Here is a 21,282-nt window from a genome sequence, read left to right on the forward strand (position 1 = left end):
CGGAGTCCAGCGCCGCTTCTCTTGATATGCGGGTTCAGATTTGGCGCATGGTCATCGTCGCCGTTAGCTTCTTGGCTGCTGCGATCTCTTGGCCAGCTCTTTCCAACGACCGGGGCGTGGCAGCAGCATTGGAACCTTGCGCATATAAGCGCGATACTCGTCGCCAAATTTACGGATCATGTCGCGTTCTTCCTTGCGGGCGAGAAGATAGTAGGCGAGCACGATCACCGGGAACAGAACGGCCGAAAAGATTGTCGGCCAGTGAATGACGCCTTCTCCGAACAGAGCAAGAAACAACCCGGTATACTGCGGGTGCCGTACGAAACGATATAGTCCATCGGTGACAAGCCGTTCATCGTGACGCGCCTTATAGACCGCGCGCCATCCGTGAATGAACATTCCCACGCCGATGATCGCTAGCGAGTAGCCTATCAGCATCGAGACAAACATCCCGGTTTCGCCTAGACCCACGAGTGTCGACCACAGGTTGGCGCTGACATACTCCCGATCGATCCCGAATGATCGTATGAGAAGGTATACGGTCAAAGGGAAGCCGAACATTTCAGCATAGAGGGCGATGATGAAAGCCTGCACAAGGCCGGCGCCGGTCCATTCGCGCCATCCACGCGGGGCGAAGTACCGGTAGAAAATCCACGATACGATGACGATCATGATCGCCGCTAAACCCCAAGCCATCGGTTTTTCCCCTTCGCTTGCCTATGCCGACAGGGTTTCCTGTCTTGCGTAATGCAGCCCGCTGCCACGCAGTTCTGGCATCGCCACAGACCGGGGATATGCTGCGGCTCATTCCGCAGCTCCACACCGAACAGCCTGCGACGGTCCACTCTCCGGGGCCCGGCACCAAGGTGCCGCTTACCATCGTTGGAGGGTCAAGAGGTATTTGCATCAAGCACGAATAAAGGTCTCGATTGAGACAAACCCATCCTTGGTCGTTACAGCCTTGGGCCAAGGAACGGACCCGGCACCAAATTGTTGAAAGTCTGGAATCTTGCGAGCCGGCCTTGACCTTCCCATGATGTCAAACATTAGGTTTGCTGGACCCGACGATTCGATGCGGCGGTCACGTCCTCCATTTGATTTGGCGGAGATGGCTTCCCATCGAACGGAACGCCAAACTTTTGGAGAGACAGATGAAAACCAGCGAAATTATGACTAGCGATCCGGCATGCTGCAAGGAAGACCAAAGTCTTCAGGACGCTGCCACACTTATGGTCGAAAATGATTGCGGGCAAATCCCGGTCGTCGACGATGAGGGTGGTCTTGTCGGCGTGATCACGGATCGCGACGTGTGTTGCCGGGCCATCGCTGAGGGAATGTCGGCGGAGACACGCGTCGGAGACGTGATGACCCGGTCGGTTGTCAGCGTTACTCCCGACACCTCTCTGGAAGACTGTCTGGCATCCATGGAGAAAAACCAGGTTCGCCGTGTCCCGGTTATCGACGATGACGGGAAATGCTGCGGCATGGTTTCGCAAGCCGATGTCGCCCGTACCGGAAGCGATGCGAAGACGGCCGAGCTCGTGCAGGAAGTTTCCCAGTCACGCGCAGATGGGAAATCCTCCGGCTGTTGTTAGGGCGGCGACATGCAGCAGCCGCTCCTTGAAGGGAGCGGCTGCCGTCTTCATCGTACCGAAGTCGAACATCTTCCGGCTACCAAATCGAGGGCACTCCCATGGACAAGCGTATCGTTCTGATTACAGGCGCGAACGGATATATTGGGCGCGCGCTGACGCAGCGCCTCGGCAGGACATATCGCGTGATTGGTCTCGACCGGTCTCCCGTCGAGGATAATCCCGATCTCGCCGCTTCTTATTCGATAGATCTCGCCGATGACGCGTCCGTGTCTGCTGCCCTCGAAAAGGTCAGGGACGATTTCGGAGACCAGCTTGCCGCCTGCATCCACCTGGCCGCCTATTTCGATATCACCGGCGAGCCCAATCCTCTCTACGAGACGGTCAACGTCGAGGGTTCACGCCGACTGATCACGGAGCTGCAGGCCTTCGACATCGAACAGTTCATCTATGCAAGCTCCATGCTTGTTCACGAGCCCAAACCGCTGCCGGGCGTACGTATCGACGAATCCAGTCCGCTTGGACCGACCTGGCCTTACCCTCAATCGAAGGCCGATGCGGAACAGGTACTGCGCGAGAACCGTGGCGACATTCCGGTTGTGTTCCTGCGGTTTGCCGGGGTCTACGACGACAAGGGGCATTCCGCCTTTCTCGCCGAACAGATTGCCGGCGTCTATGAGCACCGCGTGTCGGCGCATCTGTATCCGGGGATGTTGTGCGCTGCACAATCGGCACTGCATCTTGAAGATCTGATCAAGGCGGTCGAGCAGACTATCGCGCGTCGCGCTGACCTCGAGGACGATTTGCCGATACTTGTCGGCGAGCCCGAAACGCTGGGCTATGCCGAGATACAGGACATCGTCCATTGCCAGATCCACGGCAAGGAATGGACGACAGTGCGCATTCCAAAGAGCGTGGCGAAACTGGGCACGTGGGTCGAGGAAGAAGTCCTTGGCCATGAAGGCTTCGTCAAGCAGTGGATGGTCGATGACGCCAACGCCCATTACATTCTTGATATTTCACGTGCCCGGAACCTGCTGGGGTGGGAGCCAGAGCACTCGCTCCGCGACACACTTCCGATCATCATCGACGCGTTGAAAGCCGACCCGCAGGACTGGTACGAAACGAACAAGCTGAACACGTCCCGCGTGGCCTGGCATCCAAAGCGTTCGGACGCAGAGAAGACCGAACCGGCGCGACCTCAATCGCAAGACACCGATATCGCGCATGATGGGCACCAGATGGACGGCGACATGAACAATATGGACGGCGATATGCAGCATATGGACGGACCCCAGCGCGGTACCCGCTGGACGCAGTTTGCTGTCATCGGACTCGGCCTCTGGCTTGCTGCAAGTCCGGGTGTTTATGACGTCGTATCCGCCGATACTGCCCGTGCGTCGGTCGTAGCGGTCACTCTCGAGCGGGGTTTGCCGTCGATCGAATGGCGGGCCAACGCTCTTGCTCTGAGCGATATGCTGAGCGGGATCGCATTGATGATTTTCGGCGCGATGTCGCTTTCGAAGCGTACCGCATGGCTAGGGCAGTGGGCGACAGCCTTTATCGGTATCTGGCTGCTTTTCGCGCCCTTGTTCTTCTGGAGTCCGAGCGCGGCCCAATATCTGACCAATATGCTTGTCGGTACATTGGCAATCGCATTTTCCGTGCTGGTGCCGATGATGCCCGGAATGAGCATGGAAGGGATGATGGACAAGAAGTCCATCCCGCCCGGGTGGACCTACAGTCCCTCGACCGATGCCCAGCGATTCCCGATTGTTGCGATGGGCATTATCGGCCTTTTGATATCGCGCATGCTCACCTCCTACCAGCTTGGCCATATCGATATGGCGTGGGAGCCGTTTTTCTCCGGATCGCTCGCAGATCCCAAAAACGGGACCGAGGAAATCATCACTTCAGATGTATCCAAGGCCTGGCCGATCCCGGATGCCGGGCTTGGAGCGGTCAGCTATGTGCTTGAAATCCTGATGGCGGTCATGGGAACCCGCGCACGCTGGCGCACCATGCCGTGGATGGTCACCTTCTTCGGCATTCTGGTCATTCCGCTGGGTGTGGTCAGTATCTATTTCGTGATCATTCAGCCGATCGTGATCGGAACGTGGAGTACGCCGGCGCTGATTGCTGCCCTTGCGATGCTTATCATGATCCCGTTCTCTCTCGATGAAGTCATCGCCATGGGGCAGTATCTCTACTGGTCGAAAAAGGAAGGAAAACCGCTCGTCCGAACCTTCTTCAAGGGCGGCGCGGTGGCACACGGCGAAATCGACGATACCGACTATATGACCGATGCGCGCTCGATCTGGAACAACACGGTGCGCGGCGTGACCTTCCCGTGGACCCTGATGGCCAGCACGGCTCTGGGAGCCTGGTTGATGCTGACAAGGATAACGCTTGGCAGCGAGGGGGCGATGGCCAACAGCGATCACGTGGTGGGTGCTTTGGTGATTACGGTGGCAATCATCGCGACTGCGGAAGTCGCGCGCACCCTGCGCTTCATAAACGCTGCATTCGGAGCTTGGCTTGTCGCAGCGCCATTCCTCCTAGCGGGAGCGTCGTCTGCCGGAACGGTGGCGTCGGTTGCGGTCGGTCTGCTTTTGATCGGACTGAGCCTGCCTCAAGGCAAGCGTAGCGGTGAGCATTATGCTGGCTGGGATCGGTTTGTCGTATGACCGGTTGACCCGAGCAAAGCGGATCTGGCGCTCTTCCTTTAGGAACAGGATGAAGACGAGGTCGGACCCGCATTCTTCTCAGAGCATCGCTAGAAATGTGCCCTGAGTTCCCACAAGATAAGTAGGAGTATTTACATGACCCTTTCAATTGGCTCGACAGCCCCCAATTTCACAGCCCAGACCACACAAGGCAGCATTCATTTCCATGATTGGATGGGTGACAGCTGGGCAATCCTCTTTTCCCATCCCAAGGCATTTACACCGGTTTGCACGACCGAGCTTGGTTATATGGCCGGGCTTGGCGAGGAATTTGCCAAACGCGACACCAAGATTATTGGCCTTTCGGTCGACAGCAGCCAGGATAATCGCGATTGGCTTCCCGATATCGAGGAGGTGAGTGGAAATAAGGTCGACTATCCCGTGGTCGGCGACAGCGACCTTCAGGTCGCCAAGCTTTATAATATGCTGCCGGCCGACGAAGCGGGTAATGCGGAGAGGCGAACCGCAGCCGATAACGCCACCGTCCGCGCTGTCTATATCATCGGGCCAGACAAGAAAATTCGCGCCATGCTGCTTTATCCGATGAGCAGCGGGCGGAATTTCGATGAAGTGCTCCGGCTGCTGGATTCGGTGCAACTCACCGAACGCAAGGGTGTAGCGACACCGGTTAATTGGCAGAAGGGTGATGATGTGATCATTCCGCCTTCCTTGTCGGACGAAGATGCGAAAGCCAAATATCCCGATGGCTGGGACGAAAAGAAACCGTATTTGCGTGTGATCCAAGAACCGATCGACTAATTGCGCGAGCAGGTTGCCAGCAATTGCATGTCGGCGTGAATATAGCATGCTCATGCTAGGATTTGAGCGCGTCGCCACACCTGCGAGTGGATCTATCTGTTCGATATATAGATTGGCAAGAAGCGTAAGCGATTAGGTGTACGGTAAAACCAAATCCGGTCCCGATCGGTTTTCTCCTCGTTAATCGAATGGCGGCCCCACCTCCCCCTGAACCCTGCGGATCGCAGGTGTCCCGGGGCCGTTCAGGAACCCCGCGCTTCACCCAACCCTGGCGCGGGGTTCCGCCTTTCAGGTACAATAGCTGTTGAGCGCGGCTATGTTGGTCAAAGGACTGCGGCGTCCGCCGAGCTTGGACACCTCAGCTGCGTGACGGGGTTGAGGAGCTGTCAGAAAGTTTGACGCAATTGACCTCGACCTTCATTTGGTGGAGGCCTATGCCACATCCGCGAAATACAATGAACCCTCGCGTGTGAAGCCTCTGTTCGAAAGAGTACTATGGCAGACCTATTTGAAGACTTCATATGGGTAAGGGCCGTTCGTGGTTGCTAGTCGCTTGATGGCCGAACCGACTCATGCTGTCGAACCACTACCTTTGCACGACGGCAAGACGACCGTTGTTAGCATCATAAGCAGTTCGGCTGCTGTTTTGGCAGCTTGCTCTTGCTGCATTCTACCGATGGTGCTGGTTGCCGCCGGGCTGAGTGCGAGCCTGAGCAGTGTTTTGGCACCTCTGGGTTCGCTCCATTGGCCAATGACCGCATTTTCGGTGATTGCGGTGGCGGCTAGTTGGCTCATTGTTCTGCGCAAGTATCGGCATAAGAGTCATTGCCACTCCCAGGCCGCAGTTAAATGGCTCAAGAACCGTCAGATAATTTTGCTCCTGGTTGCAACCGTGATGAGCTTCATCGCGGCCGCCTGGGGCTATTTCGAGCCAACTCTCATGAAAGCATTTATGTAATCCGAGGTTCTGAGAGAACGACACTCGGACTGGCTCCTTTTACTGCGATAGCGAAACTTTGCGGGGGCCTATAAAGCGCGACCGGACAATGAGGGTTCAGACGATCTTCTGCGCGCAACGTCCTACAGACAAATGCGCCTTGGCAATGTTCGAGGGGAAGCATCTTCGGAATCGAGCGAAAAAAAAGCGGTCTTAATTGCGACAGGTTCAAAAAAGCCCCCCAATCCCGAAGGACTCCAATTCGATTATCATCCCGATGTGGTTCTGATGATAGCCTCCCCGGTTCGATCAAATGATTGGGAATGCGGATAGCGCGCAATAGCCCGCACATGGCTCCGCGGCGGCCAAGGCAATCCAACCTATCCCTGCGGTGATTTCCCGCCGAGCTCGTGCAGTCGCTCGACAGCCTCTTCAGAGCAATTTCCGCATTTCAGATTGGTAGGCACGGCCACGTCGATTTTTTCAAGGTAGGGCACGTCCAGCACGGCCCTGATCTGCTGGAATTCGAAAAGGTGAGACATCGCCATTCAAGCGGGGGTTGCGTTTGCCTGCCTGTATGATCGTCGAGACGCGCCCCCCAGCACAATCAAGCGCAGGATAGACCAGCGTGTCTTCCGGTAGGCCAAACAGCTTTCGCGGACGGCCCTGAAGGGATCGCGGGTTGGCCATTTTCGAGGTTTTCCGGCTTTTTAGCCCTGCGCGTTTGCCCATGCGCCCATGGAGCCCAGATAGACGTCGAGGTGTTTGAAGCCTTGGCTTGCGAGCCAGCCCGCTGCTACGCTCGCCCTCATGCCGCTGGCGCACATCAAGGTGTAATGACGGTCGCGATCGAGCTCTTTCCAGCGGGTGTTGAGCTCGCCGACATAGACATGTTCGGATCCATCGATGCTGCCTTGCTGCCGTTCGTCAAGGGCGCGCACGTCGAGCAAGGTCCAATCTTCGCTGTCCTCAGCGAGCCTGCGTGCGACTTCCTCGGTGTCGATCATGGCAATACTTTGCATCGCTTTGCCCTGTGCGGCGGCTGGGATCACGCCGACATAACCGCCGACAATATTATCGAGACCAATGCGCACCAAATGCGCCATAGCTTGAGCGAGCTCGTCTTCTTCGGAAGCGATTAGGGCTATCGTGTCGCCTTCGCTGATGAACCACCCGGCAAAGGCGGGTATCATTCCCACTGGAAGGCACACGGCACCCTGCATATGACCGGCGGCATAGGCGAGCGGCTCGCGTACATCGACCAGGTGATCGGCGCCGCTCTCGCCAAGGTCATCCAGCCCCAGAAGCCTTGGCCGCATGACTCGCGGCGCGGCATTGGCCCCTTCGAGATTGAGCCGCTCCATTAGCCGAAAGTAGGGTGGCTGGTAATGATGCTCTGCTACTTTCGCCTTGATGAACTCGTCGCGGTCAGCAATGCGCAGCCGCGGGTTGTTGCGCCGCTCATGGCCGATTGTCGAGAATTCCCGGTCTGCCATTCCGGACCCGCAAACCGATCCGGCACCGTGCGCCGGGTAGATGATCGTCTGGTCACCCAGAGCGCAAATCTTTTGCAATGAATCGTACAGGAGGCCCGCGACCTCCCGCGCGCGCTCGGGATAGAAATCGGTTCGGCCGACGTCGCCCACGAAGAGCGCATCGCCGGTGAACACGCCGACCGGTCCTTCGGGATAATCGTCGTCGTGAAGGACGAAGGCGAGATGATCGTCGGTGTGACCGGGGGTTTCGAGCACTTCGACCCTGATCTTACCGATCTCGAAAACATCGCCCTCTCGCGCGGTGTCGGCGAACACAACCTCATCCGCAGGGTTTGGACCGTGCAGAACCCGGGCGCCGGTCATTTTGGCCAGTACCGGCGATCCCGTGATGAGATCCTCATTCCTGTGCGTTTCGAAGATATGCGTGATCTCCAGCCCTTCGGCGCGGGCTCGCTCGAGATATATCTCGCAGTCGCGGCGCGGATCGATGACCGCTGCCTTGCCCTGCGAACCGATCAGATAGGAAAGGTGCGAAAGGCCGGGGGTCTTTATCTTCTCAAGCAGCATATCTTACCTCGTTGTTGGAATGTTTCCGCAAGTCCGCATCGATCTAGTCGATCCCGAGTTCGGCCTTGAGCGCCGAGACGTTCTCGAAGCGGTCTGCTTCTGGACGCGCGATGGCGGGCTTGGCGTTGACCCAGGTGTTCTCGCAGACGAATTCGAGCATCGCTGCCGCGAGGTCGGCGTGCCTGCAGCGAAAGCAATCTTGGGCAAGGCGCTCGTCGGTAATGACGGCTTCACCCGTATAGGGTTCGTCGAGGAGCCAGCCCGGTCGCGCAGCCGTCCATTTCAGGCCTTTCGCGCGCTCCAGAAGATCTTCCATGGCGCGCATCTGTTCGAGAATATTGTGCAAGGCTGGTCTTGCTGTGAGCTCGAACCATGCAGGAACGCTGGGCTGCGGCTCTACGAACGCCGCCGATATCACGACGATCCGGGAAATGCCGGTCGCCGACATCGCTTCCACAAGCCTGCGGGTTCCCTCCGTGTAAAGCGGAGGCGGATCGATCGCCGTGGATGGGCTAAATCCTATACCGAGTGCGGAAATAACAGCACGGCAACCTTCGAGCTCGCTGCTGAAGTCGTCATTGAGTACATCGCACTGGAGGTACTCGACGTTGTCGACCCGGTCCGATGGTTCGGGCAAGGTGTGCTCGAACGCTCGAACTTCGATGCCCTTGTGAACCGCATGGCGCAGTATTTCCGTGCCGGTCTTTCCTCCGGCACCGAAGACCGCAAGGGGGGCTGCATCGCTCACAGGCTCAGCTTCCACTGTAGCACCTCATTATAAATTCGGCCGCGCGTGCCGGGCCAATCATGATCATGGAGCGGGCACCGACGCACGCTGGCGCCCGCTCGCTCGTGTTCACGCCTCGCTGTTGCCGCAGGTCGTGTACCCCCAGAACCCGAACTCGTCCTTCATCCGGGGGCCGGCGACGATGAGTTCCTGCATCTGCAGGCCCGCGTCTCCTTCGTCATCGAGAAGGCGCGTGCGGATACGAAGCTCACCATCCGCATACTCACCCGAGGCGCTTGCTGTGACAGGGATCAGCTTGCCGTTGATCTTGATCGCGCCGCCACCGCTGTTGTCGTAGACGAACGACGGAAACGCGACCTCAGTCAGGCGAAACTGACACGTGTTCTCGGCTCCCAGCGTGGCGAGGTCCGCGTCGCTCATGGTCTCGGGCAGCATGAGGCCCGGGCTGAGGTTGGCAAGAGCGCTCGCAGCACTCTCTATCGGCGCCGCAGTTGCCGGGGGATCGAGCTGTGCTTCGCGATCATTGCCGACCGCGGTATTGGTGTTGCAGGCCGCCAGAGGGAGGGCTGCAAGCGTCAGGATTGCGATCTTGTTCATTGCTGCATCTCCTCGGGCAGGCGTTCTTCGGTGCGCGGACCGTTTTCCTCGATGTCCTGGATGAGATATTTCATCTCGGCGATCTCGCGCCGCTGCGCGACGATGATGGCCTGCGCGAGTTCGCGAACCCGCGGATCCTTCAGGCTCGCTCTCTCGCTGGTCATGATCGCGATCGAGTGGTGCGGGATCATCGCGGCCATGTATTCGGTATCGTCCACCGTGGTCTGGCTGCGTACGAGCCATAGCGCGAGCGCGAAGACGACGGCTCCGACACCCAAGATGATGAAGTTCTTGGTCCGGTCCTTGTACATGCCCCACATGAAGAGAAGCATGACCACCATCATCATCGCGCCCATGACGAACATCATCCAGAAGCGCGTCTCGCTCCAGAAAACGTCGTCCATGTCGAAGCTGTTGGCATACATCAGGAAGAACATGATCACGGTCGAGGTCGATACCATTGCCATGAACCGCCAGTAGTTGCCGCCCCCTCCACCTTTTTCTTGTGCATCGTGCCTAGCTTCAGCCATATCAATTCTCCTTTTCGCTCATGGTTTGATAGACATATTGGGCGGTGCAACTGATCATCAGGAACCCGGTAAGGGCGGCGATGCCGGAAATGGCGCGCATGTGCCCGGCGGGCAGAATATCGCCGAGACCGACCGTCGAGATCGTGATCAGCGCGAAGTAGTAATAATCCATCCAGCTGTTGATGACGTCCTTCTCGAGCCCGCCAAGGCCCCAGACGGAAGCGAGATACATTCCGCCCGCGAATATGCCGGCGATGACCAGATGGCTGAGAAGAACGAGGCTGGAGCCTGCAAGCAGCCGGAAATGGCGTGGGTCCTTGCCTGGCGGAGAAACGGCTTTCGCCCCGCGCAGCATCAACATGTGGAAGTAGAGAGAGATCGCGAACAGCGCGAAACCGAGAAGCAGTGCCCAAATCATAGCGAGACCCAACCCAGGGCCTTGGCACCCATCCAAAGACCCATACCGATCATGAACAGGTTCTCGGTCAACGATACGAAGCCGAGCGGCACGTTGCTGCTTCCGCCGACGCAAGCGCATTTCAACTCGCGCTTGTCGATGTAGACCGCCTTGAACACGCTGACCGCGCCGACCGTCCCTATGAACAGCGATACCGGAACCGAGACGATCGGAAGCGCGTGCGCGACCATTAATATTCCAGCCAAACCCTCACCGAACGGATATAGAAATCCATATCGTACCCAGCGTCGCGCCAGCAGATCGTAGTTGAGGAACATGGTCGAGAAGCTGCGCACGTCCTGCAACTTCTGGATCGCGAGCAAGGCCATCGATAGGCTGACAAACCATTCGACCGCTTCCACCGTGAAAATCGTGTCGAAAACGTACCAGCTAATTGCCAGACCCAGGAGGAAAGCGACGCCGAAAATGGCAATGACGGGCTGGTAGCTGGTCTCGTCATCACCGGCTTGCGTTCTTTTCTTGCCGACATGCTCACGGACATCGTCGTAACCTCCGATGCGCTTCCCGCCGATGAAGGTTTGGGGGGTGGTTTCTACCCCATGCTGCTCTTTGAACGCATCGGTCTCCTCGCGCGTTTTCAAATGGTGGTCGTCCACCTCGAAACCTTCGCGTTTGAGCAAATCGACCGTTTTCAATCCATACGGACAAACGTGGTCCGGCATGACCATTCGGTAAACGGTGGCAGTTTTAGTCGTCACGATATGCTCCGTCTTGAATTTCTTTTGATCCGCGAACTTGGCGCCTCGATCCTCGTCGGCTTTTGGTCGCTGCCTTTGCGCTCGTGTTCTACTAACGGGGTCACCGCCTCTCTTCCGCCGGTCTTTCTGAAGCGGAGTCCATCGCTTGCGAACGCCTGGACAAATAGAACCATTCGGCGATGAAAACGGCGGCAATGCCTGCGACCGCATAGGCGACGACCGCAGGGTCGGTTTTGAGCTTGGCGAAGGCAAAAGCTGTCAGGACTACGCTGTCCGCCACGAGTGCCGACCATAGCACCCAGGCACGCGCACCGATCTCTTCCCGCAAACCGCGCAGCACGCCCCAATGCACAAGCATGTCCATTACGAGATAGAAAAATGCTCCGAGCGAAGCGATCCGCGACAGATCGAACAGGACCGCGAGCGTGCCGGCAATCACTACGGTATAGACCAGCATGTGACTGCGGATCGGTCCGCTCATGCCGAAATGGCTATGCGGGATCATCTTCATCTCGGTCAGCATCGTCAGCATTCGCGAAACGGCGAAAACACTGGCGATGACACCCGAGGTCGTGGCTGCGATCGCGATTGCGACTGTGAAATAGAAGCCAAGCTCTCCGAGCGCGGGGCGCGCAGCTGCCGCAAGAGAGTAATCGCGCGCCTCGACTATTTCTGAAGTGCTGAGGCTGGCGCCGACCGCCACCGCGACGAGAAGGTAGACGACCACGCATACTGCGATCGAAATGATAATGGTTCTGCCGACATTCCGATGCGGATCGATGATTTCGCCGCCGCTGTTGGTGATGGTGGTGAAACCCTTGAAAGCGAGGATCGAGAAAGCGACCGAAGCGAGCAACGCGTCGAGGCCCGAAAGCGCGACCGGCTCTGCGAAGGCACCGCCTGAAAATCCGGTGGCCCAGATCGCCGCAATTGCGAACAGGGCGATGCCGCCGATCTTGATTGCCGACATAATGAGCGAAAACCCGCTGACCGATTTGTTGCCGGCAGCATTCACGAAATAGGCGAAAACGATGAGGGCCAGTGCCGCGACGGAGACCAGAATGCCGCTGCTTTCGAGCCCAAAGGGCCGCAAGGCATAGGTCGCGAAGGTCCGAGCGACCAGGCTTTCGTTGATGACCATCGACAGCGCCATCAGGAGCGATGCCGATGCTGCAACGACGCCCGGTCCGTAAGCCTTCTGAAGGATCATCGCGATGCCGCCAGAGGAGGGCCAGCGGTTCGACATCTTGATGTAGCTGTAGGCGGCAAGCGAGGTAACCAGCGCGCCGACTATGAAAGAAAGCGGAAATAACGGTCCAGCCAGTTCGGCAATCTGGCCGGTCAGTGCGAAGATACCTGCGCCAATCATGACGCCGGTCCCCATCGCGACACCGCCCAGCAACGTTATCGAGCCCGCATTCTCGCTATGTTGATCGTCGCCATCTGTCTGCAAGTCTTTCCCCTGTCTATGTCATCCCGTCCGAGAAGCATCACGACAAGCAGTACGTTGGGCAGAGGTTCACCCCTTAAAAAGATCCAGCATTTCTGACCGAGCTTTTGACTATCGCATTTCTCCTATTTCGTGCGTGCTGCAATCATACAAATTGGAAGGGTCCGGGACTGTGGGGGCAGCCAGCCCGGACCCGGCGAGAAGTTCGACAGGCTTCTGTGTCGCTTCCCGCAATTAGTCCTCATCGCCTGCAACCTTTCATGCCGACGCATGGAGTGGCTTCACCCCCTTACGGAAAGGACGCGAAGACGCTCTGTCCGGTTGGGCCAAAGGCGATGACGTCGTAAGGCTGGATCCGGTTTCCGGCCTCCATGCCGGGCGATCCCAGAGGCATTCCCGGAACCGCGAGGCCGGCAACGCCGGCGGGCCGTTCGCGCAAAAGCTTGGCGACGGCTTCTGCAGGCACGTGACCTTCGATGATGTATCCATCGACCTCCATCGTATGGCATGACCATAACTCATGGGGTACGCCCCGCGCGGTCTTGATCGCCGCCATGTCGTTGCTGTCGACCGATGCCACCTTCGTGTTCATCCCGTCTTCGACATGGCCTGCCCAGTTGAGACAGCACCCACATCCTGGATCCCGGAACATCGTATAGGTCGCTGCCTGAGCCACGTTCGAACAGGCTGCCAGCACGAGCAAGGCCGCGCCGCTAATCGATCGCCGGAGCAGCGAAGGCTTTTTCAAATTCATTGTGCAATTCCTTTCTTGTATCCGCGCCATAGCGAGATCGTCCCGGTTGCCGTCGGGAACCGTTGGAGCAGGCATGGCTCGGTGAAGATTTCGGCGAACAGTTTTTCGACTTCGCCGTCGGCGCTGGGCTGCGTGTCGCTTATGCCGTCAAGAGACTGGACGGTCGCCCGGAAGAGGCTCCGCATGAGTGGGCTATCCTGCTTCATATAATCGGAGATCAACACGGTTCCGCCTGGCACGAGCAAGCTTTCGATGGTTTCCAGGATTGTCTGCTTCTTGCGCAAGGGGACCTGGTGCAGGACGAGGCTGCTGACGATCTTGTTCGGCTGCCACCCTGCGGGTAGCTCGAGGCTTTCGAGAAAGCCATTGTGCCATTTCACGAGATCGGCTCCCGCGCCAAACTTGCGCCGCGCAAGCGCGAGCGCATCCGGGTCGGGTTCGACACCGATCAGACCCGCTTCCGGACAATCCGTCATCAAGGCCTTGAGAAGAGTGCCGGTTCCGCTGCCAACATCGATCACCCGGTCGCCGGGGACAAGGTGCAGCTCTTCGACAATCCTTTGTCGCCAGAGATGTTCGCGGGTGAACAGACCGATCGCCCGGTCGTAAAGGGGCGTCAGAAAGCTCTTGCCAAGAAGAGGCGTAAATTCGCCGTGATCTTCAGGTGCGGTGATATTGTTCACGAGCTGGTTCCCATTCATCCCGGCTTCGACCCGATTCTGACAGACCCGTCTCGATTACGTATGGTGGTGGACATTCCCTCAAAAAAAGAAGTTTAAGGGATTGTGCAGGCGAGCGCGTATAGGACACGTGCAACCCACAGGAGTTTTTCGGATGCGTGACAATCACTCTCTTGATGCGGTGCTCGGAACCCTTTCCGCCACCGGCACCAGCGAGGTCCCCGCCGACTTCATGGATGGCGTTTGGCAGCGCGCCGGACAGCTTGGCGAAATCGCCGACCGACGCCGCCGGACGGCTCTGTTCGTCGGTCTGTTCGTCGTCGGGCTTGGAGCTGGCGCCGGAACGAGCGGTTGGCCCGGCGGCTATGGCACGTCTTCCGCGTCATTTGGCGAGAGTCTTATCCTCGGCGAACAGCTGTCCCCATCGGCGCTCCTCCATGTGGAGCAATAGGGTTTGAAGACGACGCATATCGTTCTCGCGGTGCTTCTCGCAGCACTTGCAGGATGCCTCGGCGCGATTGCCGCGGACCGCTGGGCCAATCACGAGGCTGGCTCCGGCCTCCACGATTTCGTGCACGACGAACTCACCCTGACGGCCGACCAGGAGCAGCGTCTCGATGCGCTCGAGGCTCGTTTCGCTGTCGAAAGGGCACGGCTCGAAGGATCGGCGCGCGCAGCCAATGCCCGGCTCGCCCAGGCGATGGAAAATGAGCACGAGTACGGTCCCGAGGTTTCGGCCGCGATCGACGAGGTGCATGCGCGTATGGGCGATCTGCAGAAAGCAACGGTACGGCATGTCTTCGACATGCGTGAAATTCTCGAACCCGAGCAGCAACGCCAGTTCGACCGCAAGGTCTCCGACGCCTTGACCCGCGACCCTCGCGACTGAAGCGCCATGTCGGGGGCGGGCGACAATCCGGATGAGGCCCTTGTTTCGCAGGCGAGGGCTGGAAACAAGCGGGCTTTCAGCCAACTCGTCGAGCATGAAACTGGTCGGCTTCTCGCGCTCGGGACACGCATGCTTTCCTCTCCTTCTCAGGCCGAGGACGTTGTTCAGGACAGCCTCGCTTCGGTGTGGCTGACGCGCCATCGGCTTGATCCGGACAAGCCGATCGGACCCTATCTGACAACCGTCGTCCTCAACCGCTGCCGGGACCGTTTGCGCCGGCGCAAGGTCGCGGGCTTTTTCGGACTGTCGGGTGATGACGAACTCCATTCCATCGCCGACGATTTGCCTGGTCCTGAAGCGTTGGCCGTTTCCAGGGAAGAGCTCAATCTCGTTCAGGCCGAGATCGCGCGAATGCCTGTAAGGCTGCGCGAAGCGCTTGTGCTCGTGACCATCGAGGGGCGTAGCCAGGCCGAGGCGGCCGATCTTCTCGGAACGACCGAAAAGGCGATCGAAACCCGCGTATATCGCGCGCGCAACAGGCTGAAGGAGCGCTTCGAAAAACTTTGAGGGGTTGGCTGGGCGCGCGCGTAAGTAACGGTAAACGCCAAGTCAGGAGCCCTTTATGATCGCCGTCAATCGACGCAAGTTTCTCGGAGCCGGAGCAGGAGGAATGGGTCTGCTCGGCCTTGCCGGGGCGATGCCTGCCTGGGCACGGGGCGCGGACATCCTCGCAGGTAACGCCCGCAAGGGGCTGGACGAGATATCCGGCCCCAATATCGACCTCACCGTTGCCCGATCGGCCTTCGCGACCGGCAACAGGCGCGGCGGCGCGATCGCCGTCAATGGCACGATCCCCGGTCCGCTGTTGCGATTGCAGGAAGGCACGACCGTCCGGCTCAATGTCCATAACCAGCTCGAGGAAGATACCTCGATCCACTGGCACGGTCTGCTCGTGCCGTTTCAGCTCGATGGAGTGCCTGGCGTGAGCTTTCCCGGCGTCAAACCGGGAGAGACCTTCACCGCCGAATTTCCGGTTCGCCAGTCGGGTACCTACTGGTGGCACTCGCATAGCGGCCTGCAGGAACAGGCCGGGCATTACGGCGCGATCGTGATCGACCCCGCCGGACCCGATCCGGTCCAGGCCGACCGCGAATATATCGTGGTGCTGAGCGAATTCAGCGAAATGTCGCCCCACACGATTTTCGACAAGCTCAAGAAGGGCGAAGGCTACTTCAACTACAACCAGAACACCTGGACCGACGATTACCCGCTTTCGGGCGAGGATCGCCGGATGTGGGCGAAAATGCGCATGATGCCGACGGACATCCTCGACGTGTCGAGCGCGGCTTATACCTATCTTCTGAACGGCCATGGCCCGCTCGACAATCTGGAATACCTCTTCCGCCCGGGCGAACGCGTGCGGCTGCGCTTCATCAATGCCGGCGCCATGACCTTCTTCAATATTCGCATTCCCGGCCTGCCGATGACCATCGTTCAGGCGGACGGGCAGAACGTCGAGCCGGTTGAGGTCGACGAGTTCCAGATCGGCGTGGCCGAGACCTATGACGTCGTCGTGACGCCGGGCGCGCAACAGGCCTACACGCTGGTCGCTGAGTCGATGGACCGCTCGGGCATGGGTATTGCCACACTCGCGAGCGCACCCGGCGCGCGCGCCGCCATTCCGCCGCTGCGCGATCCGCCGCTCCTGACCATGGCCGACATGGGCATGAGCGGCATGGACCACGGCTCGTCTGGCGATGCCGGCATGTCGGGTATGGACCATGGAAGTGGCGGCGACATGGCGGGGATGGACCATGGTTCGTCCGGCCAATCCGAGATGGCAGGCATGGCCGGAATGTCGGGCATGCAGATGCGCGATACCTCGCTCCTGCCACCCGATGTGAAGGTCGGTCCCGGTCTCGACATGGTCTCGATGAACCCGGTCGACCGTATGGGCGATCCCGGCGTCGGTCTCGCCGATGTGCCGCATCGCACGCTCGACTATCGCAAGCTGCGCGCTCTGACGCCGCACCGCGAGGGCCGCACGCCGTCACGGCGAATGGAAATTCATCTGACCGGAAATATGGAGCGCTACATGTGGTCGTTCGACGGCAAGAAGTTCTCCGCCGTCTCCGACGAGCCGATCCGTTTCGCCTATAACGAGCGCGTGCGCGTGAAGCTCGTCAACGACACGATGATGGCGCATCCGATCCACTTGCACGGGCACTTCTTCGAGCTGGTCAATGGCGCGCCGGCCGATCGTCAACCGCTCAAGCACACGGTAATCCTGCAACCGGGTGGCAGCGCGCAGTTCGATTTGACGGCGGACGAGCCGGGCGACTGGGCCTTCCACTGTCACCTTCTCTACCACATGCATGCCGGGATGTTTCAGATCGTCACGGTCGCCAATCCCGACGGGAGCGAAGCATGAAAATTCGTATTGCCAGCCTGCTCGCATCGGTCGCAGCCGGCTCAGTTCTCGCCTCCCCCGCGGCGGCACAGCATGCCGGTCATTCGCCGACGGAACCGCAGCAAAGCGCCGAGGCGCAGTCTGACGCGAAGACGAAGTGCGAACTAGAAGCCGAGCGCCATCGCGCAATGGGGCATCCCGTAGCAGATGGAGCATGCGAACCGGCTGCTCAGCCTGAAGCCGCCATGGACCGCTCGCAGATGGATCATTCAACCATGGATCATGGTTCGATGACCGCTCGGGATGGTCATTCTGGCATGACAATGCCGATGGACGCTGCCCGTCCACAGGCATCGCCCGAAAGTCATGACGGAATGGATCACGGCTCTATGCCGCAGGGCAAGCCTGCCGAAGGCGCGATGGATCATTCGCAGATGAATCACGGCGAGATGGGACAGGCGGAAGCCAGTTCGTCGATGGACCATGGGCAGATGGATCACAGCCAGATGAGCCATGGGGAGACGCCTTCGCAGGACATGCAGGGCATGGACCATTCGGCGATGCAGATGGGCGCGGACGATGATATCCCGCTGCTGCCGCCTCCTCCAGAAGCCGGGAGCGGCCCCGCGCGCGCGGCGGTCGCCATCTGGGGCGAGGAAGCCATGAACGAAGCGCGCCGCGAGCTTGTCCGCGAGACCGACGGAGGAATGCGCTTCTGGTTTCAGGGCGATCGGCTCGAATACCGCGCCCGCGAGGGGAAGGATGGATATCTGTGGGACATCCAGGGCTATTATGGCGGCGACATCGACAAATTCTGGTTCAAGTCAGAGGGGGAGGGCAGCTTCGGCGAACCCATAGAAGGTGCCGAGGTTCAGGCGCTCTGGAGCCGCGCCATTGCGCCCTTCTTCGATTTCCAGGCGGGTGTTCGCCAGGACCTCACCGGTCCGGAGCGCACCCATGCGGTGATCGGCATACAGGGCCTCATGCCGTACCGTTTCGAGGTCGATGCTGCGGCCTTCGTGTCCACCAAGGGCGATGTGACCGCGCGGATCGAGGGCGAACTCGACCAGCGCATCACGCAGCGGTTGATCCTCCAGCCCAGAGCCGAACTCGCGCTTTCTGCGCAGGACATTCCCGAGCTGGGCATTGGTGCCGGTCTTGATCGGATCGAGGCGGGCCTGCGTCTACGCTACGAGTTCGCGCGCGAATTCGCACCCTATGTCGGCGTTTCGCAGGAATGGCGCATCGGCGACAGCGCGGATTTTGCGCGGGCCGCCGGAGAGGATCCGAGCGTCACCAATTATGTCGTCGGTGTGCGATTCTGGTTCTGAAATTTCAAAAAGGATAGAACTTCCATGACCAAGACTTTGACACGCATCGCGGCGACTGCGCTTGTTGCCACGCTGATACCGCTGCCAGCCTTCGCCCAGCAGATGGACCACTCTTCCCATGCGAACCATCAGATGCACGCGATGGACGCTTCGGCGGACGATGTCGCGGGCGCTGAAGAAACCCTCAAGGCCTATCGCACCGCTCTTGAAGCGCGCGACGCGCAGGCAATGCGCGCGCTCTTCACCGAGGACTCGGCCATCTTCGAGAATGGCAAGGCCGAAGGAAGTTTCGCGAATTACATGGAGCATCATCTCGGACCCGAGCTCGACGCGATCGTGAGCTTCACCTTTACCGACCCCACGCTGACCGTCACCCGGATGGGGCACATGGCCCATGCCTATGAGACGTATGGATATCGTATCGAACTTACCGATGGCCGGGTGATCGAGCGCGACGGCGTGGCGACATCGGTGCTTGCTCACGATGCGGACGGGTGGAGAATCGTCCAGTACCATTCCTCGTCGCGCGCGCCGCGCAACTGATTACGGCTTTCGAAGAGGTAGCACCGGTTGGCAACGCCGTCGCTGAAGCTGCGCTTGCATGTGCTCGGCAGCAAGATCCACAAATGGCTGGCGATTTTCGTCGGTGTCCAGGTCCTCTTGTGGATGGGAACCGGCGCCCTCATGTCGTTTCTCGACCTGGAAGAAGTTCGCTCCGAACATGTCGTTTCGCGTGAACGAGAGGCGCTACCCGCCGACGCCCCGCTCCCGGCCTGGGTCGCAAGCGACGGTACTCTTGCAGCGGTAGCGACACGTTCGCTCGACGGCGATGCCGTGACCGAGGTCCGAAAGGTCGACGGTAGCGTGAGCCTCCACGATCCGGTGACAGGGCGCAAACTCTCCCCCATCTCTGCTGCGACGGCAAGATCCATCGCGTTGCGCGCATGGACCGGACCGCGCACGACGATCGAGGGCGCGCGGCTCGTTCACGAACCGGTGGGAACCGAGTTTCGCGGACCATTTCCGGCCTGGCAGGTCACCTATGCTGACGAGGCTTCGACGCGCATCTACATCGATGCCAGCAGCGGCACGCTCGGGGCGGCGCGCAGCGATACATGGCGCCTGTTCGATTTCATCTGGGGCCTGCACATCATGGATTGGACCGAGCGCGATCGCATCAACAGTTGGTGGCTGCTCCTGTTCGGTATTGGCGGCACGATCATAGCCCTGTCGGGTTTCGTCCTGCTGGCGAACCGGATGCCGAGGCTGCGTCGTCGCACAAAGAAGAGCAAGCTCGCCTGAGCCCATGGGGCTTATTCGCGTGGGCGCACTGGGCCAGGAGCCGAATGCGTTCGACGATCGCGATCGAGTCGTCAGCAGACGTGATACGGCGGACGCACATCTGTCGCACCAATACCATCAAATTAATGTGAGGGGCACGCGGCTGCCGTGCGTATCAGGCACATAGGTCGCACTGCAACTGCCGGGCCGGGAGATATACGAGACATGAAAGCCCCCTCATTTTTGGCGCTGCTCGCCGCAAGCCTGCTCTTCGTCGGACCCGTTCAGGCTCATGGCGACGAAAAGCACGGCGAACAGGCGAGCGCCGCGCCTGCTGCCACCAATGGCGATGCGCACGACCAGGCGGCCATGGCGCAGATGGGCGAGACTGCCGATGCTGGCGAGTCGTCCGGCGCGCACGACGAAGCGGGCGGAGGCCATGACGAGGCCAGTGGCCATGCGGATGTGGGCGAGGCCGGACTCATGGCCGTAATGAAGAAGCTGCATCCGGCAACGATCCATTTCCCGATCGCCTTGTTTCTCATGGCTGCGGCCACCGAATTGTTCGTGATGCGCCGGAAAGGAGCGGGCCTGGAAAGTGCGGTGCGCGTGCTTGTCTACGGCGGAGCCATCGGCGCGGTGGTCGCAGTCCTGTTCGGATGGATTCACACCGGGCTGTGGTTCGGCGGCGACACTGTCATGCAGGTGCATCGATGGAACGGTATGCTGATCGCGGTTCTCGGTATTGCGATGGCGTATCTCGCGAGCAGGCCGAGCCAGAGCCGTGCATGGTTGCGCGCCTCGATCTTCTCCATGGCGGCACTCGTTCTCATCCAGGGCTTTCTTGGCGGCGAGCTCGCGCATGGACCGAACCACCTGGGTATTTCCTGGCTCTGAAGGAGTTGAAAAGCATGCGTACTTCCAGATTGAATGTAGCGATCGGGTTTCTCGCGATCGCGCCCTTGATGTCCGCTCTTGCTGCTTGCGACGAGGCGCAGAAGAGCACACCGATCACCGAGGTTTCGCCTATGGGCGAAGCTGCGGTGGTGGCTGGTACGGCACCCGAAGCGGGCCTTGCAGACCCGGCAACTTCCCCCTCCGAAGGTGAGGCAGCGACCGCACGGCAGGACGCTACTTCGCCAGATGATGCCGCCACGCCCGCGTCACGGCGCGCCGCCTCGCCCGCATCACGCGCGACTGCCACACCCGCAGCGCCAGTAGCGCGCACGCAACCCGCGAGCGAAGCGACCCAACCCGCCGATCCCCATGCGGGCCATGACATGTCCTCGATGGCCGATCACGACATGGAAGGCATGTGATCGGACGCGTTTCCCGGTGACCCGGCAATTCAGGGCATAC

Annotated in this window: 24 protein-coding genes; 13 read left to right on the forward strand and 11 right to left on the reverse strand. The window is 59.6% G+C overall.

Features of this window, described 5'->3' with window-relative positions:
• Window positions 1-63: 63 nt before the first annotated feature.
• Entirely contained in the window at window positions 64-696 is a 633-nt protein-coding gene (locus KYK83_RS15770) for a methyltransferase family protein (RefSeq protein WP_038283547.1), read from the reverse strand.
• A gap of 455 nt (window positions 697-1,151) precedes the next feature.
• Here KYK83_RS15770 and KYK83_RS15775 point away from each other — a divergent pair, with 455 nt between their 5' ends.
• The 4 genes from KYK83_RS15775 (at window position 1,152) to KYK83_RS15790 (ending at window position 6,035) form a co-directional block, all read left to right on the forward strand.
• Window positions 1,152-1,595 (forward strand): CBS domain-containing protein, encoded by a 444-nt coding sequence (locus KYK83_RS15775; RefSeq protein WP_038283550.1) that lies wholly within the window; start codon window positions 1,152-1,154, stop codon window positions 1,593-1,595.
• Window positions 1,596-1,693: 98 nt separating this feature from the next.
• A complete protein-coding gene (locus tag KYK83_RS15780) occupies window positions 1,694-4,279 on the forward strand; it encodes a vitamin K epoxide reductase family protein (RefSeq protein ID WP_008603842.1) in 2,586 nt (861 codons plus the stop codon).
• Between the two features lie 135 nt (window positions 4,280-4,414).
• Window positions 4,415-5,077 carry a peroxiredoxin gene (locus KYK83_RS15785; protein WP_054523308.1) on the forward strand — a complete coding sequence of 221 codons (663 nt, stop codon included), beginning with the start codon at window positions 4,415-4,417 and terminating at the stop codon, window positions 5,075-5,077.
• A 556-nt stretch (window positions 5,078-5,633) separates the two neighbouring features.
• Window positions 5,634-6,035: a hypothetical protein gene (locus tag KYK83_RS15790; protein WP_149864703.1), complete on the forward strand. Its 402-nt coding sequence runs from the start codon at window positions 5,634-5,636 to the stop codon at window positions 6,033-6,035.
• A gap of 359 nt (window positions 6,036-6,394) precedes the next feature.
• Here KYK83_RS15790 and KYK83_RS15795 read toward each other — a convergent pair whose 3' ends face one another.
• The 10 genes from KYK83_RS15795 to KYK83_RS15840 all read right to left on the reverse strand — a co-directional run bounded on the left by KYK83_RS15795 (window position 6,395) and on the right by KYK83_RS15840 (window position 14,015).
• Window positions 6,395-6,556 carry a hypothetical protein gene (locus KYK83_RS15795; protein ID WP_222828945.1) on the reverse strand — a complete coding sequence of 54 codons (162 nt, stop codon included), beginning with the start codon at window positions 6,554-6,556 and terminating at the stop codon, window positions 6,395-6,397.
• A 168-nt stretch (window positions 6,557-6,724) separates the two neighbouring features.
• On the reverse strand, window positions 6,725-8,077 hold the full coding sequence (locus tag KYK83_RS15800; protein ID WP_222828946.1) for an MBL fold metallo-hydrolase: 1,353 nt from the start codon (window positions 8,075-8,077) through the stop codon (window positions 6,725-6,727).
• Between the two features lie 43 nt (window positions 8,078-8,120).
• The gene (locus tag KYK83_RS15805) at window positions 8,121-8,825 is read right to left on the reverse strand and encodes an NAD(P)H-binding protein (RefSeq protein WP_222828947.1); all 705 of its coding nucleotides are present in this window, start codon (window positions 8,823-8,825) and stop codon (window positions 8,121-8,123) included.
• A 108-nt stretch (window positions 8,826-8,933) separates the two neighbouring features.
• Window positions 8,934-9,422 (reverse strand): DUF6692 family protein, encoded by a 489-nt coding sequence (locus tag KYK83_RS15810; protein WP_222828948.1) that lies wholly within the window; start codon window positions 9,420-9,422, stop codon window positions 8,934-8,936.
• Window positions 9,419-9,883 carry a DUF305 domain-containing protein gene (locus tag KYK83_RS15815; RefSeq protein ID WP_008603933.1) on the reverse strand — a complete coding sequence of 155 codons (465 nt, stop codon included), beginning with the start codon at window positions 9,881-9,883 and terminating at the stop codon, window positions 9,419-9,421. Before KYK83_RS15815 ends, KYK83_RS15810 begins: the two co-directional genes overlap by 4 nt.
• Window positions 9,884-9,953: 70 nt before the next feature.
• Window positions 9,954-10,370, reverse strand: coding sequence for a potassium channel family protein (locus KYK83_RS15820; protein WP_008603934.1), 417 nt, complete (start codon window positions 10,368-10,370; stop codon window positions 9,954-9,956).
• Window positions 10,367-11,098, reverse strand: coding sequence for a glutaredoxin family protein (locus KYK83_RS15825; RefSeq protein ID WP_009823997.1), 732 nt, complete (start codon window positions 11,096-11,098; stop codon window positions 10,367-10,369). Before KYK83_RS15825 ends, KYK83_RS15820 begins: the two co-directional genes overlap by 4 nt.
• A 130-nt stretch (window positions 11,099-11,228) precedes the next feature.
• Window positions 11,229-12,581 carry an APC family permease gene (locus KYK83_RS15830; protein WP_222828949.1) on the reverse strand — a complete coding sequence of 451 codons (1,353 nt, stop codon included), beginning with the start codon at window positions 12,579-12,581 and terminating at the stop codon, window positions 11,229-11,231.
• Between the two features lie 286 nt (window positions 12,582-12,867).
• Window positions 12,868-13,332, reverse strand: coding sequence for a DUF411 domain-containing protein (locus tag KYK83_RS15835; RefSeq protein ID WP_156842686.1), 465 nt, complete (start codon window positions 13,330-13,332; stop codon window positions 12,868-12,870).
• Window positions 13,329-14,015, reverse strand: a complete 687-nt coding sequence (locus tag KYK83_RS15840) for a class I SAM-dependent methyltransferase (protein ID WP_224801920.1) — start codon at window positions 14,013-14,015, stop codon at window positions 13,329-13,331. The genes KYK83_RS15835 and KYK83_RS15840 overlap by 4 nt, the downstream gene beginning before the upstream one ends.
• Window positions 14,016-14,166: 151 nt before the next feature.
• Here KYK83_RS15840 and KYK83_RS15845 point away from each other — a divergent pair, with 151 nt between their 5' ends.
• The 9 genes from KYK83_RS15845 to KYK83_RS15885 all read left to right on the forward strand — a co-directional run bounded on the left by KYK83_RS15845 (window position 14,167) and on the right by KYK83_RS15885 (window position 21,242).
• Entirely contained in the window at window positions 14,167-14,463 is a 297-nt protein-coding gene (locus KYK83_RS15845; protein WP_009823994.1) for a hypothetical protein, read from the forward strand.
• Between the two features lie 3 nt (window positions 14,464-14,466).
• Window positions 14,467-14,901 (forward strand): Spy/CpxP family protein refolding chaperone, encoded by a 435-nt coding sequence (locus KYK83_RS15850; protein ID WP_008603940.1) that lies wholly within the window; start codon window positions 14,467-14,469, stop codon window positions 14,899-14,901.
• Window positions 14,902-14,907: 6 nt separating this feature from the next.
• Window positions 14,908-15,468 (forward strand): RNA polymerase sigma factor, encoded by a 561-nt coding sequence (locus tag KYK83_RS15855; RefSeq protein WP_151884812.1) that lies wholly within the window; start codon window positions 14,908-14,910, stop codon window positions 15,466-15,468.
• 55 nt (window positions 15,469-15,523) lie between these two features.
• On the forward strand, window positions 15,524-17,332 hold the full coding sequence (locus KYK83_RS15860) for a copper resistance system multicopper oxidase (RefSeq protein ID WP_160661432.1): 1,809 nt from the start codon (window positions 15,524-15,526) through the stop codon (window positions 17,330-17,332).
• Window positions 17,329-18,642, forward strand: a complete 1,314-nt coding sequence (locus KYK83_RS15865) for a copper resistance protein B (RefSeq protein WP_222828950.1) — start codon at window positions 17,329-17,331, stop codon at window positions 18,640-18,642. Before KYK83_RS15860 ends, KYK83_RS15865 begins: the two co-directional genes overlap by 4 nt.
• Before the next feature lie 24 nt (window positions 18,643-18,666).
• On the forward strand, window positions 18,667-19,185 hold the full coding sequence (locus tag KYK83_RS15870; RefSeq protein WP_082851464.1) for a YybH family protein: 519 nt from the start codon (window positions 18,667-18,669) through the stop codon (window positions 19,183-19,185).
• 27 nt (window positions 19,186-19,212) lie between these two features.
• Window positions 19,213-19,944, forward strand: coding sequence for a PepSY domain-containing protein (locus KYK83_RS15875; RefSeq protein ID WP_160767367.1), 732 nt, complete (start codon window positions 19,213-19,215; stop codon window positions 19,942-19,944).
• Between the two features lie 204 nt (window positions 19,945-20,148).
• Window positions 20,149-20,820 carry a DUF2231 domain-containing protein gene (locus tag KYK83_RS15880; protein ID WP_222828951.1) on the forward strand — a complete coding sequence of 224 codons (672 nt, stop codon included), beginning with the start codon at window positions 20,149-20,151 and terminating at the stop codon, window positions 20,818-20,820.
• Window positions 20,821-20,834: 14 nt separating this feature from the next.
• A complete protein-coding gene (locus KYK83_RS15885; RefSeq protein ID WP_222828952.1) occupies window positions 20,835-21,242 on the forward strand; it encodes a hypothetical protein in 408 nt (135 codons plus the stop codon).
• The last annotated feature ends 40 nt before the right edge of the window (window positions 21,243-21,282 follow it).

Source organism: Qipengyuania pacifica, from assembly GCF_019857205.1.
Lineage (GTDB): Bacteria > Pseudomonadota > Alphaproteobacteria > Sphingomonadales > Sphingomonadaceae > Qipengyuania > Qipengyuania pacifica.